The 16,017-nt window shown below is 70.3% G+C and carries 14 protein-coding genes; 9 read left to right on the top strand and 5 right to left on the bottom strand.

The genetic code is table 11. The features are described 5' to 3' along the window. Positions 1–33 precede the first annotated feature (33 nt). Positions 34–522 (top strand): helix-turn-helix domain-containing protein, encoded by a 489-nt coding sequence (locus ABZX11_RS15975; RefSeq protein WP_003096372.1) that lies wholly within the window; start codon positions 34–36, stop codon positions 520–522. 120 nt (positions 523–642) lie between these two features. Here the strand turns inward: ABZX11_RS15975 and nusB are convergent, their stop codons facing one another. From nusB to ABZX11_RS15960, 3 genes are read right to left on the bottom strand one after another with little or no spacing between them, the layout of a single operon-like run. Continuing rightward, positions 643–1,098: a transcription antitermination factor NusB gene (nusB, locus tag ABZX11_RS15970; RefSeq protein WP_003096361.1), complete on the bottom strand. Its 456-nt coding sequence runs from the start codon at positions 1,096–1,098 to the stop codon at positions 643–645. Continuing rightward, positions 1,098–1,661 (bottom strand): elongation factor P, encoded by a 564-nt coding sequence (gene efp, locus ABZX11_RS15965; protein WP_176176226.1) that lies wholly within the window; start codon positions 1,659–1,661, stop codon positions 1,098–1,100. Before efp ends, nusB begins: the two co-directional genes overlap by 1 nt. 46 nt (positions 1,662–1,707) lie before the next feature. Beyond that, a complete protein-coding gene (locus ABZX11_RS15960) occupies positions 1,708–2,796 on the bottom strand; it encodes a Xaa-Pro peptidase family protein (protein WP_354913598.1) in 1,089 nt (362 codons plus the stop codon). Positions 2,797–2,864: 68 nt separating this feature from the next. Between ABZX11_RS15960 and ABZX11_RS15955 the strand changes: the two genes are divergently transcribed. Further along, a complete protein-coding gene (locus tag ABZX11_RS15955; RefSeq protein WP_176176224.1) occupies positions 2,865–3,278 on the top strand; it encodes a B-4DMT family transporter in 414 nt (137 codons plus the stop codon). Between the two features lie 185 nt (positions 3,279–3,463). Here ABZX11_RS15955 and ABZX11_RS15950 read toward each other — a convergent pair whose 3' ends face one another. After that, positions 3,464–4,972, bottom strand: a complete 1,509-nt coding sequence (locus ABZX11_RS15950; protein WP_354913596.1) for a beta-xylosidase — start codon at positions 4,970–4,972, stop codon at positions 3,464–3,466. A 628-nt stretch (positions 4,973–5,600) separates the two neighbouring features. Then, positions 5,601–7,649 (bottom strand): hypothetical protein, encoded by a 2,049-nt coding sequence (locus tag ABZX11_RS15945; RefSeq protein WP_354913594.1) that lies wholly within the window; start codon positions 7,647–7,649, stop codon positions 5,601–5,603. A 125-nt stretch (positions 7,650–7,774) separates the two neighbouring features. Here ABZX11_RS15945 and ABZX11_RS15940 point away from each other — a divergent pair, with 125 nt between their 5' ends. The 7 genes from ABZX11_RS15940 to ABZX11_RS15910 are packed head-to-tail and all read left to right on the top strand — an operon-like array spanning position 7,775 to position 16,008. After that, complete coding sequence (locus ABZX11_RS15940; protein WP_354913592.1) at positions 7,775–8,830, top strand: hypothetical protein; 1,056 nt, start codon at positions 7,775–7,777, stop codon at positions 8,828–8,830. After that, a complete protein-coding gene (locus tag ABZX11_RS15935) occupies positions 8,823–11,930 on the top strand; it encodes a CHAT domain-containing protein (RefSeq protein WP_354913590.1) in 3,108 nt (1,035 codons plus the stop codon). The genes ABZX11_RS15940 and ABZX11_RS15935 overlap by 8 nt, the downstream gene beginning before the upstream one ends. A 26-nt stretch (positions 11,931–11,956) precedes the next feature. Further along, positions 11,957–12,733 carry a hypothetical protein gene (locus tag ABZX11_RS15930; protein WP_354913588.1) on the top strand — a complete coding sequence of 259 codons (777 nt, stop codon included), beginning with the start codon at positions 11,957–11,959 and terminating at the stop codon, positions 12,731–12,733. Continuing rightward, positions 12,730–13,542: a hypothetical protein gene (locus ABZX11_RS15925; protein WP_354913586.1), complete on the top strand. Its 813-nt coding sequence runs from the start codon at positions 12,730–12,732 to the stop codon at positions 13,540–13,542. The genes ABZX11_RS15930 and ABZX11_RS15925 overlap by 4 nt, the downstream gene beginning before the upstream one ends. Continuing rightward, positions 13,539–13,967 carry a hypothetical protein gene (locus tag ABZX11_RS15920; RefSeq protein WP_354913584.1) on the top strand — a complete coding sequence of 143 codons (429 nt, stop codon included), beginning with the start codon at positions 13,539–13,541 and terminating at the stop codon, positions 13,965–13,967. Before ABZX11_RS15925 ends, ABZX11_RS15920 begins: the two co-directional genes overlap by 4 nt. Continuing rightward, positions 13,964–14,803: a hypothetical protein gene (locus ABZX11_RS15915; protein ID WP_354913582.1), complete on the top strand. Its 840-nt coding sequence runs from the start codon at positions 13,964–13,966 to the stop codon at positions 14,801–14,803. Before ABZX11_RS15920 ends, ABZX11_RS15915 begins: the two co-directional genes overlap by 4 nt. Continuing rightward, complete coding sequence (locus tag ABZX11_RS15910; RefSeq protein WP_354913580.1) at positions 14,800–16,008, top strand: OmpA family protein; 1,209 nt, start codon at positions 14,800–14,802, stop codon at positions 16,006–16,008. The genes ABZX11_RS15915 and ABZX11_RS15910 overlap by 4 nt, the downstream gene beginning before the upstream one ends. Positions 16,009–16,017: the final 9 nt, after the last annotated feature.

Here is a 16,017-nt window from a genome sequence, read left to right as displayed (position 1 = left end):
ACCGGGAGGGGGTGAAGAACGGAGAACGACCAGATGGGCGATTACGCCAAGGCGCTCGGGGCCAAGCTCCGCGGGATCCGCCAGCAGCAGGGTCTGTCCCTGCACGGGGTCGAGCAGAAGTCCGGTGGGCGCTGGAAGGCCGTCGTCGTCGGCTCGTACGAGCGTGGCGACCGCGCCGTCACCGTTCAGAAGCTGGCCGAGCTGGCCGACTTCTACGGTGTGCCGGTGGTCGAGCTGCTGCCCGAGGGCCGGGTCCCCTCCGGTGCCGAGCCCGCCACCAAGATCGTGATCAACCTCGAGCGCCTGCAGCAGCTGCCCGCCGAAAAGGTGGGCCCGCTCGCCCGCTACGCCGCGACCATCCAGAGCCAGCGCGGCGACTACAACGGCAAGGTGCTCTCGATCCGCACCGAGGACCTGCGGTCCCTGGCGATCATCTACGACATGACCCCGGGCGAGCTGACCGAGCAGCTCATCGACTGGGGCGTCCTGCCGCCGGAGGCCCGTCCTTCCAAGGAGGACTGATTCCGGGTGTGGCACGCCGACGCAGTGAGCGTCCCCCGGTGGGGCACCGGAGACGCTCACTGACTCGTCGGGGGGCTCGTTCGGGGGCGAGCCCGCTCCCCGGTCACTTGACCGGGGGAACTACAGGACCGCGCGCAGGCGGTCGGCGATCGTGCCGATCCGGCCCAGGACGCCGTTGACGAACCGCGGCGAGTCGTCCGTGGACAGTTCCTTCGCCAGGCCCACGGCCTCGTCGATCGCGACCGGGTCCGGCACGTCCTCGGCCCAGAGCAGCTCGTATACCCCGACCCGCAGCACCGCGAGGTCGACCTTCGGCATCCGCTCCAGGGTCCAGCCCTGCGCGTGCTCGGCCAGCAGCTCGTCGATCCGGGCCTTCCGCCCGGTGACGCCCTCGACCAGGCTGATCGTGTAGTCCGCGATCGGGTCGACGTCCGTCGCGCCGACCCGGTCGGCCAGCAGCGTCACCGCGTCGGTGTCGCGCTGCGCGGCCTCGTACAGCATTTCCACCGCGCGGCGGCGTGCCTGACGGCGGCTGATCGCGCCGCCGCGGTTCGGGTGGGGTTTCGACGTCGGCATCAGCTGGAGACACGGCCCAGGTAACGGCCGTCGCGGGTGTCGACCTTGATCTTCTCGCCGGTGGACAGGAACAGCGGGACCTGGATCTCCGCGCCGGTCTCCAGCGTGGCCGGCTTGGTGCCGCCGGTGGAGCGGTCGCCCTGCAGGCCGGGGTCGGTGTGCTGGACGACCAGCTCGACCGACGTCGGCAGCTCGACGTACAGCGGCTCGTTCTCGTGCACCGCGACCTGGACCTCGGTGTTCTCGAGCATGTAGTTGGCGTTGTCGCCGACGACCTCGGCCGGGACGGTGATCTGGTCGTAGGTGTCACCGTCCATGAACACGAAGTCCTGACCCTCCTTGTAGAGGTAGGTCATGTTCCGGCGGTCCACCGTGGCCGTGTCGACCTTCGTGCCCGCGTTGAACGTCTTGTCGACCACCTTGCCGGTGAGCACGTGCTTGAGGGTGGTGCGCACGAAGGCGCCGCCCTTGCCCGGCTTGACGTGCTGGAACGCGGTGACGGTCCACAGCTGGCCGTCCAGGTTGAGGACGAGCCCGTTCTTCAGGTCGTTGGTCGTGGCCACGAGCTTGCAGTCTCCTGTGTCGATCTTCCGGTGTTCGGGGCCGCCGTCAGACGACCACGAGGTTCTTGGTGCTCAGGGTGAGGAGTTCGGGCTCCCCAGCCCGCACGACGAGCGTGTCCTCGATGCGCACGCCACCGCGTCCCGCGAGGTACACGCCGGGCTCGACGGTGACCGCCATACCGGCGGCCAGTGTACCGACGCCCGTCGCGGCGAAGCTGGGCGCCTCGTGGATCTGCAGGCCGACGCCGTGCCCGAGGCCGTGCGCGAAGTGCTCGCCGTGACCCGCGTCCTTGATCACGTCCCGCGCGGCGGCGTCCACATGGGACACTTCGGCACCCGGCCGGACGGCGTCGACGCCCGCCGCCTGGGCCGCGTGCACGAGGTCGTAGACCTCCCGCTGCCAGTCCGCCGGCTCGCCGATGACGAAGGTGCGGGTCATGTCCGAGTGGTAGCCGTCGACGGTCGCGCCGAAGTCCAGCTTGACGAAGTCGCCGCGCCGGAGCTCGGCGTGCGTCGGCTGGTGGTGCGGGATGGCCGAGTGCGCGCCGGCGGCGACGATGGAGGCGAAGCTGGGCGCGGACGAGCCGTGTTCCAGCATCCGGTTCTCCAGGTCACGGGCGATTTCCAGCTCGGTCCGCCCGGGCCGCAGCCCCCCGGCGGCGAGCAGGTCGTCGAGCGCCCGGTCGGCGGCGGCGCACGCCTGGCGCAGCGCCTCGATCTCGGCTTCGTCCTTGACCTCGCGCAGCCGTTCGACGAGGCCGGGGGTCCGCTTCAGCGGCACCTGCTGCTGCAGCGCCTCGTAGGTCTCCACGCTGACGTGCTGGCTCTCGAACCCGACCTGCCCGTAGGTGGCGGTGTCCTTGGCGGCCCGGGCCACGAGCGCGGCGGCGCTGGCCCGGTCGACGACGGTGTCCAGGTCGGGCACCTCGACGGCCGACTGGGTGGTGTAGCGGCCGTCGGTGCAGAAGAGCGTCTTGTCGTCCCCGCCGGCGTGCAGCAGCACGGCGGCGTTGGACCCGGTGAACCCGGTCAGGTAGCGGATGTTCAGCAGATCGGTGACCAGCAGCGCATCGACACCGGCTCCGGTCAGGAGCCCACGCAGAGCGGCGCGACGTCGTCCATGGGTTTCAGGCACCCGTCCACCCTAGTGTGCGGGCCCGCCGGGGGAAGCGACTCGCCAGTAGGCCGCCTACACTCCGCAGGATGAGCGCCTGGGTGATTCGCGGACTGGTGATGGCGGTGCTGCACGGCGTCGCGCTGACGCTGCTGGCCAAGTACGCCGTCTACCACCCGACGGACCAGGCGCTCCCGGTGTCACTGGCCTTGGCGGTCCTGGTCGGGGCGGCGGCGTTGTGGAGCGCGCTGGACGCGTGGCGCGGGGTCCCCGACCGCGGCCGGGCCTGGTTCATCGCCGCGCTGGTCGCGGGCGTGGTCTCGGGCATCCTCTACGTGATCGGGCGCGCCGTGTTCGTCGACCAGACAGGCGTGTCGGAACTGGGCGGCGCTCTCACCGGCGGAGCGGCGTTCTCGGCGCTGCTGGTGCTGGTCCCGGCGGGGCTGGGGTTGTTCGTCGGCGGCCGGATCGGGCGGTCTTCGAGCGCCGAAGGGGAGCGCTGAGTGCGCGACTGCGGTCGCTCGTGAGCGGCGGCGCGGGTTAGTGCTCGTTGACGGCGGCGCAGGTAAGTGCTCGTGAGCGGCGGCGCGGGCCAGCGCCCGTGAGCGGCGGCGCGGGCCAGTGCCCGTTGGCGGCGGCGCGGGTTGGCCGCGCTGCTCGCGGGCCGGGTCCGGTTGCCCGCGCTCGTTCAGCCCACCAGGGAGGCACCCGCCGGGTAGCCGTCCCACTGGCGTGCCGGCACCGGGCGGGCGGTCGAGCCGTTGTCGCCGACGGCCGCCGGGCCGGGGACCGGCCAGCGGTGGCCGTCCAGGACGAAGGCGAAGCCGCGGTCCGGTGCCTGGACCGCCTCCGCGCCCGAGCGCAGGCGGGTCGTCAACGGGAGCGTCGCGAACGCGGGCGGGGTCCGGTCGAGGACCTCGCCGGCCAGCGCCGCCGCCACCGCGCGGCGGTCCACGCGGACCCGGCCACCGGCGCGGACCAGGTCCATCGTCCGTTCCGGGGAGGGCGCGGTCACGCCGTCGAACGTCGCGGCCACCCGGCCGGGGTTCGCGCAGGCCTGGCTGCCCAGCAGGTCGAGCCCGAAGTGCCGCAGGTCGGTCGGGGCGCCGGCGCCACCGAGCCCGGTCGCGCGCACGAGGTCGAACGGCACCCGGTCGCACGGATCGGCCGCCGACAGCGGCGCGTGCCCGTCCGGCCGGCGCACCAGGCCCGGCCCTTCCCGCCACGGCCCGGGGATCACCACGGGCTGGTAGGGGTGGTCGGTGAAGTCCGCGGTCCAGAACGTCAGGGTGGTCCCGCCCTCGGTCTCGTGCGCGACGACGAACGCGGCCAGCGCACCCACCCACATCAGGTCGGCGCTGAACCCGTCGACGACCGACCGGGCCCGCGGCGCCGAAGTCGAAGCCACCGGCACGAACCCGCCGACGTCCAGCGCCTGCACCCCGGACCCGAAGGCCGGGTCGTGCGAGCGCAGGAGAAATTGACCGGCACCGTTGGGCCCGGCGGCGCGGCCGGTGGTGTCGGTGAACATCAGGTAGAACCAGCCGTCGAGGTAGACCGCGGACGGCTGCCCGGCCCCGTAGACGTTCGCGCGGTGCACGTCGTGCGACGGCCCGAGGATCGGTTTCCCGCCGGCCGCGCGCGTCCAGTGGATGCCATCGGTGCTGGTCGCGAGCCCGACGGCGTTGCCGAGAGCGTGATCCCCGGCGGCGCCGGTGTAGTACAGGTAGTAGGTGGAGCCGACGCGCAGAACGGACGGATCGCAGGTGTGCATCCCGTCGAACTGCCCGGGCGCCCCGGAGAAGACGGCGGCCGGGATCCCGCCACCCGGCCCGGTGAACGGCCCGTTCGCCGACCGCGCCTGCGCGTAAAGGATGTCGTCCCCGGCTGGCCCGGCCCCGCCGTACTGGCTGCACCACCACATCCGGGTCTGCCCCCGATCGACCATGACGGAGGGCCCGTAGTTGTAGACGGCATCAGCCCCACCGGCGGCGACGACACCACCACTCTGCCGGGGGTAACCCGAAGCGAGGCTGACGTTGCTGGGCCGCGCCGGGACGGCGGTCTGCTGCACGGGATGCTCGCCGGCTTGTGGTTGGGCGTAACCCTCGGTGCAGCCCGCGAGCAGCAGCCCGGCCAGAAAGCTGGCGAGAAGGGCACGAGCGGGTCGCCGGTTCAGGCGACGAAACGGGTGCACGGCATCGGAGTGTAGCTAAAGGCTTCACCCGTCCAGGCGACCGTGCTCTGGTCGACAACCATCCGATCGTGCTCAAGATCGGGATCAGCCGACGACGATCGGCGACTCGTCACAGCGCCGGTCGCAGCCTGGCGTGAGCAGCCCTCCACGCCCGCCACACCGACTCCCTCCCCACCACTCACAGAACCGTGGGCAGACGGCGCCTGAGATAACGTCATCGGGCGCCGAAACCGTACACAACCAATGGATTGTTATCCAACGGCAATTATTCCACCGCGACCAGTCATCGCAATCGATCCGCCCCTCTTCGCAGGGACTTCACCGATGGCTCGCAGGTGTAACACATCTCGGATTCCGAGCGACTCCCTGACCGCTTCGTTCATTAACGCTTGCGTGGCCGGAATCGGGTGATTCGTCCCGACATCACTCCCGACTCCGACCCACGATCAACCCGTACTGCCATCGAAGGATTGTTTTCTGATCAATTGCCGTCGTCGCCGTTTCCGCCGCCACCCGACATCGCGGATCACCTCCGCCGGAACATGGACGGTCCGGCCGCGCCGCCGCGCTTTCGAAATCGTCGATCGAGGATCAACCGACCTGGTCAGGAGAGGAGCACAGGATGGTCTCAGCCCGGAAAGCCGAGTGCGGAAAGCCTTGTGCGCAGGTCGGCGAGCACGGACCGGTAGCCGGATTGCTCGACGGCGCCGTCCGTCGTCTCCTTCAACCAGCGCTCGACCAACCGGACCAGCTCGTCGGCTTGGGCCGCGTTCTCCGCCGGGTTCTCCGCGACTCCGTATTCGACCGCCTGCACAAGGACCGGCGCAGCCCTCAGGGCGAACATGCAGTTGTCCAGCGAGGGCCGGAGGCGGCGCGGCTCGTAAAGCGGATCCGCCAGTACCCGACGCACCCAGGCGTGAGCCTGGCGCACCCACTGTGCGGCCTCGACGTCCTCGCCGCTGTCCGTCAACAGGGAAGCGAGGCCGGAGGCGGCGTCGGCAGCCAGATAGCAGCTGCGGGCCAGTGGCCGGATGTCACGATCCTGGTTGTACAACCGGGTCCGGGCGGGAATGACGGATGTCGTGAAGAGGTGCAAGGCGGCGCGAAGGTCCTCGGCACTGCCCTTGTTGGCCCCGAGGAAGGCCGCGTAGTTGTGCAACTGGAAGCTGAGTCCGCCGTACTCGCCGTCCCCTGCGAACAGATCGACCTCGACAGCCTTTGCGAAGGCCGCCCAATACCGGCGCAGGGACGTACCGACTTCGGGACGGTCCGAACCCGCCGACCGCAATGCGTTGAGCTCGATGCAGGCGACTGCCAGGAGATCGGCGAGCAATCCGGGGTCGATCCGGTCCGCGGCGCCCGCTTCCAGGCAGGCGTCGGCAGCAGCCATCACCGCCGCCGCGGAAGCCGGTGTGGAGCGCCCGGCGTGCCGCTCGGCGCCGGTCCGCTGCACCGCCAGCCGCAGCCGGGTATCCACCACCACCGGGTCCTCGGGTTCGAAGACCTGATCGAGCAAATCGGACAGACTCGTCACCAAGTCGGCGAATTCCGGCCCGGCCAGCCAGGCGGAGGGTGCCAGCAGGCCCATCTGCCGGACGATTCCCATCGCGGCCAGAACGAACGCCCGCCGGGCGAGCAGCGGCACCCCGGCCAGTTCGGCAGGCCGGGGCAGCCGGAACGGCGCCGCCATGGCATCGGCCAATGCGTCCCCGAACTCGTCCGGCCGGGGCAGGGAAGCCCGCCCGTACGCCCACGTCTCGACCAGTTCACGGACGATCCCGGAACTCGGGACCATGGCACAGACCAGTTCCTGCCCCGGGACGCGTTCGGTCACCCAGATGTGGGCCACGCCGTCGCGGGTGCCCATTTCCACGAACAATCCGATGAGCTGGTCGACCATCCTGTCGCCGACACCGGCGGCCGAGCCCGCGGGTTCACCGGTGGAATTCTCCGGCAGGATGCCACTGGCGTTGAGCCGCGCCGCCGCGATCCCGTCGAGGAATTCCAGATCTTTCGGGTGGGTGACGGGGTCGAACGCGCGCCCGGCCGGCGCGGCGCCGATCTCGCACCGAGCTCTCGCCTGCTCCGAGATCCCCGGTGCCAACGGAAACTGCGGCGCAGAAAGCGACGCGCGCTGAATCATCCGCGCAGTGAGCGCGGCGGACACCAGCGCGGGCTGCGACCGGTAGACCTCTACCGCGGTCGCGGCCCACGCGGCGATCCACTGCACAGGCGCGAGCTCACCGCCGTCCGCGGTGCGCAGCATTCCCAGCGCGGTCCGGATGGCGTCGGCCACCGGGGCGAGAAGGACGTTCGTCGCGGTGAGCACGATGGCGGCCTTGGTGTCGGGGCCGAAGCGGTTGATCGTCGCGGCGACGATCTCGTTGGGCAGCGCTCCGCGGTCGCCGGGTAACACAGCGCGATCGTGGACGAACCATTCGCCGTCGTGCCGCTCGCCTCGTAGCCGGGCCGCAGCTGCCCTGGTCGGCAGCGGGGCACCGCGCGCGATCTCCGAGACGGTGATCGCGGTGAAGTCGCAGACCCAGGTCAAGGGATGGAACGGGTTGTGGTCGAACGGAACGCCGAAGAGGGGCGCGACCTTGCGGGCCAACCGAGCGGGCACGAGCTCCGATCTTTTCTCGACCAGCTGGGGCACCACTGCGGGCAGCAACACCATCCTGCACTCCACCTTCCGCTAGCCCCATGGTGACACAGCTCCTGGAAAAGCCGGTCCTCAAGTGGATCGATCACAGTTCAGCGACGTGCTGGCATAAAATTCTCTGCTAGTGTAGGAAGCTCTGCATGGTTGCGACCTCGTCCCCCGTTCGGTCCTCCGAATCCACCCCCGAACTGACCACCGAAGTGGTCCGTGCGGTGTTCGCCGAGCTGGGCGAGGTGCGCGACCAGCTGCACGCGAGCCACCGGGTCTCACGGTGCGACCTGTGCATCGCCCTCCGTGAACTGCGTTACGGCCCGACCGCGCCCGGCGCTTCGGGCCACAACGGGCTGGTGCTGTCAGGCGACTGCGTGTGCCGGGATCTCCTGGCCGACGTACTGCACGTCGTCACCACGTACCTGACGGAGCACGGCGCCACGATCAGCAACCCGCCCGGTGCGGCGCGCATCCACGTGCGCAAACGCGTGCACGACGTGTTGCGGTCCTACCGCTGCGCGCGTGGTGCCCAGGCCAAGCCCAAGCAGGCGCGCGGCAACCGCTACGGACGGGCGATGCCCGACGAGGAACACCGTGCGGTGTTCGGGCACCTGGTCGACGAGGCGGGTTACTCCGCTCCGCTGCCCGGAGGCGGCTACCTCGTGCGCCGGCTGGCCGAGCGGTGCGCGACCGAATTCGACAAGCCGGTGTCCTACTACCTCGAACGGCTGCCCGCGATGCTGAACACCATCCAACGCGTGTGCCGGGCCGGCGCGCGGGTAAACGTCGGCACCAAGGCCGCCCCGGAGTACGTGACCTGGTACGACGCCTACATCGATCGTCCCTTGGGACGAAGGCCGGACACGGCGATCACCTCCCTGTCCGACGACAACGCCTCCCTGTGGGGCCGCGACCACGTCGCCGACCCGAGCGCCCAGTCCGCTTTCGCCGCCGTGGAGACCGCCGGATTCGACCCGGACCCGGACTCGGCAGTCGTCGACACGGTGGTGAACCTGCTCGCCGAGTCGTCTCCGGCAGCCTGGGCAGGCGTCCTGCGATCGACGCTGCTGGGTTTGGCCGACCGCGGCTTCCTGTCCCGGCGCCGCGCGGAGACGCTGCTGTCCGACCCCCATGGGATGGACGACGTGATGTCTCGTGTCCAAACCATCCTCGAGATGCGAGGCGAAAGGGTGAACCGTGGCTGACGCGCACACGGCACATGAGGACGCCGGCCGGTTGGCCGGGCGGATCCGGGACAACCCGGAGAATGTCGACCCGGCGGTGGCGGCCGAAACCGGGATCGCGCTACTCCACGAACTCGACACCGACACCGGCCTCGAGCCCGTACACCTCGTTACCGGCCTGATCGGGTTCGCCCTGCGGGCCGCGCCCGATCACCCCTCGGCTCCGGAGTGGTGGGGCGAGCTGGGCTTCGCGCACGGCTGGATCGCCGAGGAGACCGACTCCGCCGCGGAATTCGAGAAGGCCATCGCCTGCACGCTCACCGCCGCATCGGCGCCGGCGGCGCCGGCCGAGGTCGCCGAGCACGCCGCCGTCGAGACCGCGTACCTGACCGGCGCTCTGCTGCGCATGGAAGCCGTCACCGCCGAGCGGGCGCGACAGCTGATCGAGGCGCTCGAAGGGATTCCGCTGTCCTGGGCGCGGGAGGTCGACGCCACGAGCTTCGACTTCGCGCACGCGTGGGCGCTGCGCTGGGCCTACCCGGTGACCGACGACATCGGGGACATCCGGCGCGCGGTGGACATCCTGCGCCCGGCGCTGGCCGCGCCGAAGCCGCCCGAGGCGGAGCAGGATTGCATCGGCGAGTGGGAACTCCTCGCGATGCTGCTCAAGCACCTGCACCTCGACAGCGGCGACCACGAGCTGCTGGAGGAAGCGCTGGCCGCCGCGGAAAAGGTGCGCGAACTGCTGCCGGAGGACGACGAGGGGCTGCCCGAAGCCCACGCCGTCGTCGCGCAACTGGCCGAAGAGATCTTCTGGAACACCGATGGCAAGGCGACCGCCACCCTGGAAACCGCGGTCACGGCCTACGCGGCCAAGCGCACCTCGCTCGGATTGGACGACGACGAAACCGTCTCGTACGGGCTGCTGCTCCAGATCCGGGGCTGTACAGCCGAAGACGCCCCGGCGCTGACCGCCGCCGTCGAAGTTCTGGAGACCCCGGAACGGGCAGCAGGAGCGGAGGTGGTGCTCGCCGGCCTGCACGAGCTTCTCGTCAACCTCGTCGGCCCTCGGCACGCGTGGCCGGCCATCGACTGGGCGACCCGCGCACTGGCCGGGCCCGATCCCGGGCCCGAGGTCGTCGTGCCCCTGCACGCCTGCCGGGTCGCCGGGCTCGAGGCGGCATTGAAGGCATTCGGCGGCAACGAGGTCGCGGTCCGGTGCGACGTCGAAACGATCGTCGCCGAAGCCCGCGCGGAAGCGTTGGCCGGTGCGGACGCCGCCCGGGCGGAACTGGAGTTGCAGATCGCCCGGTTCCGCGGCCTGTGGACAGCCGACCGGTTCCCGCTCGACGTGGACCTGCTGCAAGCCACCTCCGTCGAGATGGCCGATGCCGTGCACCGCGTGCGCGATCACGCGGACGCGGACTCGAAGCCCAAACTCGACACCGTCGCCACCGTTCTCGAGGACATGGTCCCGGTGCTCATGGGCGATCGCGATCCGGAACAGCTCCAGACCGCCCTTCAGGACGTGAGCCTGCAGGGCATGGACGACGCGGACGATCTGCTGAAGTGGCTGGATCAGCTCGGCGAGCTGCAGGCGATGGCGGCCAACGGACAACCGGTGGCAGCGCAGCTCAAGGAACTGGTGACGGAAACCGGCCTGTTGGCACCCGAGACGGGAATGAGCGCCATCATCCCCGTCATGGCAGCCATCGCCGAGACCGCCGGCCTGGTGGAAAACGGCGACACCGCAGCGCGGTCCGCCGGCTACCGCAAGATCATCCGGATGTGCGACGAACTGCCGGAGAACATGACCTCGAGTCCGTTCGTCCGGCGCATCCGCGGCGTGCTGGCCGCGCAGATGACCGTCGGGGGCCATGACGACGACCAGGCAGAACTCGCCATCGACGACCTGGAACACGCGCTGGAACACTCCGGCAAAGGCTGGGACCGTATCCAGATCACCGAGCAGCTCGGCCAGCTCCTCCGCCGGCGCGACGCCCCGGGAGACGTGGCCCGCAGCAGGCAACTGGCCTTGCGCGTGCTGGCCGAGCACACGTGGTATGCCCTGGTCCGGTCGAACCGGGAGGACGACCGCTCGGCACTGCGGTTGACCCGGCTGGCGATCGACTGGTGCCGGGAAGACGGCGCCCTCGACGACCTCGTCCGGATCGTCGAGACCGAGCGGGGGGCGGCGCTGGCCCGGGGCGCCGGGACCGAGCTGGTCCGCAGTCACTTGGTGGGTACCGGCCGCGCCGGACTCGCCGAAGAGTGGGTGACGGCGAGCAGCACCGGTGACGTCCGAGACCAGCGTCGCCGCGACCTGCACGCCCGTCTGTCCGCTGAGGACCAGCAGAGCCTTGCCGAGCCTTGGGGACCGGAAGAAATCCGGCTCGCGCTGACCGAGTCGGAGCTGGACGCGCTCGTGTACCTCATACCCCGGCAGCCCACCGTCGGCGGCACGCTGGTGGTCGTTCCGGCCCGGGGCCCGGTCTGCTGCCGCCGCCTGCCCCTGCTGAGCGGGCAATGGTTCCAGTCCGCCGCGCCGGACGCCGTGGGCGGGTGGGCGTGGCTCGCCGCCGGCGCTGCCGTGCTGGCCGCTGCCGAAGCCGCGAAACCCTCCGGACCGGCCGGAGTTCCGCGCGTCGCGCTGGTACCGGCCGGCTCCGCAGGCCGGGTGTCCTGGGCCGCGGCCTGGCGGGAGACGGACGACGGTCGCCGATATCTGGTCGAGGACGTCGAAATCACCAGTGTCCCGTCCGCACGCCTGCTCGCCCCGGCAGGCGTCGGGGACGGGGAACCGGTGTTCCTGCCGGGTGACGCGGACGACCTGTCCCGATCGGACTACGACGAGGCGCACGAACCGTCGAGCGCACTGCTGATCGAGGGCACGCGCACGGTGGTGCGTGCACTGTGGCCGACCGCCGGCGACTCGATGGTTTTCCCGCTGTTCCGGCACTTCCTCCGCATGGAGCCGGCGAACCCCGCGGGAGCTCTTCGCCGGGCGCAACTGTGGATGCTCGACCCGGCGAGGTTGCCGCAGCCGGGACTGTCGGTGAGTCACCTCGAAAACCCGGCCGACATCGCGAACTGGGGTGGTTTCGCGTGCCTCGGACGCTGACGGGCAGCCGTCCGTCAAACCGGACTGTGGAGTGGAACACCGAGGAGCTCGAGTGGATCGCGGCCGCGACGGTCACGGCCGCGCTGGTGGTGCTGGGCGGCGCGCGAGTCGCCGCCGGGATCCGGTTCCGCCGGGACCGGACCCTGATCGCGGACGCATTGGAGCGCATGTGCGCTTCGGTGTCCGAGCCCGCCGTCCGGCCGCGGCTCCGGAGCATGGGTCGCGACGTGGTCGAGGTACTGGTGTCGCAGGACGACACCGCACAGTCACTGCGCGCGAAGGCGCCCTTTGTCGAGGACAGTTCCACCGGCTCGGCGCTGCTGATCACGGCCGACGCGGTGACGACGACGGTCGAACCGATGCGCCGGGAGAGGCCGGACGACAGCGTGTGGGAGGAGTCCGACGTGGCTCCGAGCGTCAGTGAGCACCCCCAGCTTCGCGAGATCACCGAGCAGATGGGCCGCAGCACCTCCCGGCTGATCGCCATGGGACGACGGGTTCTCGACGAAGGCGAGCGGTTCGGGCTCCCGGAAGGCGAAGCCAAGGGAGCTCTCGCGGCGGCGCTCGAGCGGGCGCAGGAAGCCGTGCGCGAGGCCGAACTGATGGCCGAGAGCGGCCGGCTCCTCGCCGCGCTCACCGCGCTGACGGAGCTGGACGTTCCCGTACCGGAATCGGGTTTTCCCGGCCAGGCGGTGGCGGATGAGCTGCGCGTGCAGGTGAACGCGCTGGCCCGGCTGGGGATCCGGCACCGCGAGGCCTTGGCGCACTTCAGGGATGCCCGGATTCGAGAGGAGCGACGATGACCGATCGCGGTCCGGACGAGGTGTACAGCAAGCGCGACCGGCGCGCCGACCGGCTGCGCGGCCGCCGGGACGGCAAGCTGCGCACCCCGGCGTACAACGACGTGCTGGCCATGGTTTCCGGCGAAGGCGTGATCACCGCGCCCTATCCCAAGTACCTGCAGAACATCGCCTTGGACGAAATGGCCGAAGAACTGGCGAATTTCGTAAAGCGCAGCAAACCGCGCCTGGAGTCGCTCGAAGTCCTGCGCCGCCGGTACACCAACACGAAGAAGGACCTGGAGCGCGCCTCCGACAGCGTCAGCGGCGCAGAGACCCCGCTCACGGACGAGGAACTGCTACCACGCAGCCGCGCCGAAGTCCGGCCGGACCAGGCGGTGGTCCTGCGCAGCCGTCGGGAAGCCGCACGAGCGAGGCGGATCGCGGCCGCGCACGGCGGGGAAGCCGCGTTGCACGAGGAGCTGAACGAGCTGGACAGCCGTATCGCCGAGACCGAGCAGGCCGTCCGCTCCGACTTCGTGCTCGCTCAGACCAGGGCCAGGCAGATCGGCGCCCGCAGCGCCATGCGGGTCGCCGCCTATTGGGAGCATCTGGTGCTGGCGCACGCGGAGGGCACCTACCTGGCCCCGCTGATCAAGTACACCAGTCAGGTGCTGCCCTCGTGGGTGGTCGAACCGGCGGTGGGCGAACCGGAGTCGCTCGGGCAGGGCGACTACGAACTGCAGCACGTCATCGAGCGTGTCCGCCCGGAGGCGCGCGAACCCGAATCCGGACCCGGCACCGAGCCGGAGGAATACGAGCAATCCGCATGAGGTTGAGAAAATCCCGGTCGGAACGCCTTCCGCGGGCGTTGACCCGACGGCTGCGGGACCTGCACAGGCGACCGCTGCCGGAAGTCTCGGACACGCAACTGCTCGCGGACGTCGGCCGGAAGGTGGGTTCGCTCGGCCAGGACGGCAACGGGAGGGCGTACCTCAACGCCTACATCGAGGCGCACAAGGCGAAGTGGCTGCTGCAGCTCACGGCGAACCACAACGAATTCGTGGCCGAAATCGAGGCATTGGCCGCCGAGGTCCACGCACTCGTCGAATACCGGCGGATCCTCTGTGAGGACCAGCGGGACATCATGGACGACCTCGACGCCGCGGTCGCCCACGCCCTGGAGCGGGTGACCGACCCGGACGCCCCCTACCACGAGCCGGTCCGGTTGAGCGAGCGCCGCGGAGGAAAACGATGACCGAGCCGAAGCGTCCGGTGCGGGTTCTGTCCCCGCGTCGGAGGGTGATCCGCGGCGATGCCTCGCTGATCGTCGGCCTGCCGCCGACCACCGGCTTGCAGTACCTCGTGCTGCTGGCCGCGGCGGCCGTCGATGTCGTCGCGTTCAACCAGGTGCTCACGCAGGCGCTCGACGAATACGAGTGGGCGCTGTGGGGATTCGTCGGCGGGTTCACCGTCGTATGCCTCGCGCTTTCGCACACGGCGGGCAAGAGCTGGAAGGAAGCTTCGGTCCAGCGGCACGCGCCCAACGCGAGCCTCATCGCCAAGATGTGCGCCGGGGTGTGGCTGGCACTCGGGCTGGCGGCTTTCTTCTTCCGCTGGTTCTACGCCGTTCCGGCCACCGGCACCACCGCGGAGTACGACGACCCGGCACAGGGGCAGGCGGCCGACCTTCCCCTGCAGGCCAACCTGATGCCCGCGATCTTGTTCCTCGTGCTCTACCTGGGCACGGGTGTCCTGTCCGGCGCAGGCGCCTACAAGTTGCACAACCCGGCCGCCCGGCAGTGGGCACGTGCGGTGGCCAAGCGCTCCAAGGGTGCTGCCCGCATGGCGGACCTCGAAGCCGGGCTCGTGGCGGCCGAACGGCTCGCCAAACAGGTCGAGGACCTGCGGGAGCGAGCCGAACACGACAGAAAGCTGTACCTCGCGCTGCCCGAAAGCTCGACAGCGAAGGTCATCGCCGACGCCGAGTTGAAGCTGCTCGGCCGCGGGTCGGCCGAGGGCGAAACCGGACAGCAGCCCACCAGGTCCGAAGTGGACGAAGAGGACGAAAAGAACAGGAAGGGCCAAGAATGACTTCTCTCCGGTCCCGCGGCGGACGTCTGTGGCGTGCCGTCGCGGCGACGGCCACCGCCGCGGTCCTGCTGACCGCATGCGACCCGAAACCCCCGGAGGCCTCCCAGGGGAACGCAGCCGACGCGCAGCAGGGTGAGTGCGCGGCCGCCGCGGACAAGCCGGTCAGTCTCGTGGTGGGCGGCCGCATGGGCAGTCAGCGGCCGACCATCCCCAAGGAAGTGAAGGACCTGCTCTCCGGCGCGGTGGTGAACCAGCAGGCCATCCAGGTGTTCCGGGTCGACGGCGAACCCTCGCGCGTGGTCAAGGTCTCCCCCGCCATCGACGGCAAGAACGACACACGGCGCAAGCAGCAGATCGAGGCCGCCGTCCAGCAGGTCACCACGGCGGTCGCCGGCGTCGTTCCGAAGAAGCCGGAGGCGGACGATCTGTCCGCACTGTCCCAGGCGGCCAAGCTGACCGGCGAAGGCGGCACGGTCGTCATGATGGACTCCGGACTTTCCACCGCCGGTGCCGTCTCCTTCCTGAACGACGGGATGTTCGACGCCGACCCGGGGGAAGTCGCGAACTTCCTGGCAGGCAAACAGCTTCTGCCCGAGCTCAAGGACAAGACGGTGCTGCTCGTCGGGACCGGTCTCACCGCCGAGCCCCAGGCCGCCCTCGACGACAACCTGCAGAAGCGGGTCACCGCTCTGTGGAAGGCCATCGTGGACAAAGCGGGAGCCAAGTGCTCCACGCCGGTGGAGGTGCCCAGCAAACGCGAGGAGGTCAAGGCCGACCAGCCGGTTTCCCAGGTCAAGCTGCCGGCCCCGGTGACCTTCCAGCCGTGCGGTACGACCGTCCTGCGCGACAGCGGACCGGTCGGCTTCCGTCCGAACGAAGCGAAACTGCGCGACGAGAAGGCTGCTCAGAGTACCTTGCAGGCGCTGGTGTCCCAGCTGACCGGCGGCTCGCAGAAGGTGAACCTGGTCGGCAACACCGCCACCTACGGTTCACCCGAGGACAGCGTGACACTCTCCAAGCAACGAGCCGAGACGGTGAAGGCGCTGCTGGTGCAGGCGGGCATCGCCGCCGATCGGATCAGCACCGTCGGTGACGGCCAGACCGGGAAGTACCACGAGCCCGACATCGGGCCGGGCGGGACGCTGGACCCGGCGAAGGCCGCCCGGAACCGGTCCGTGGTGGTCGAGCTGACGTGCGCCCGGTGAAGCTCGAGG

The organism is Amycolatopsis sp. NPDC004169 (assembly GCF_040610315.1).
Lineage (GTDB): Bacteria > Actinomycetota > Actinomycetes > Mycobacteriales > Pseudonocardiaceae > Amycolatopsis.
The sequence above is the reverse complement of the archived record's forward strand: the minus strand, read 5'-3'. Positions and strand labels throughout refer to the sequence as shown.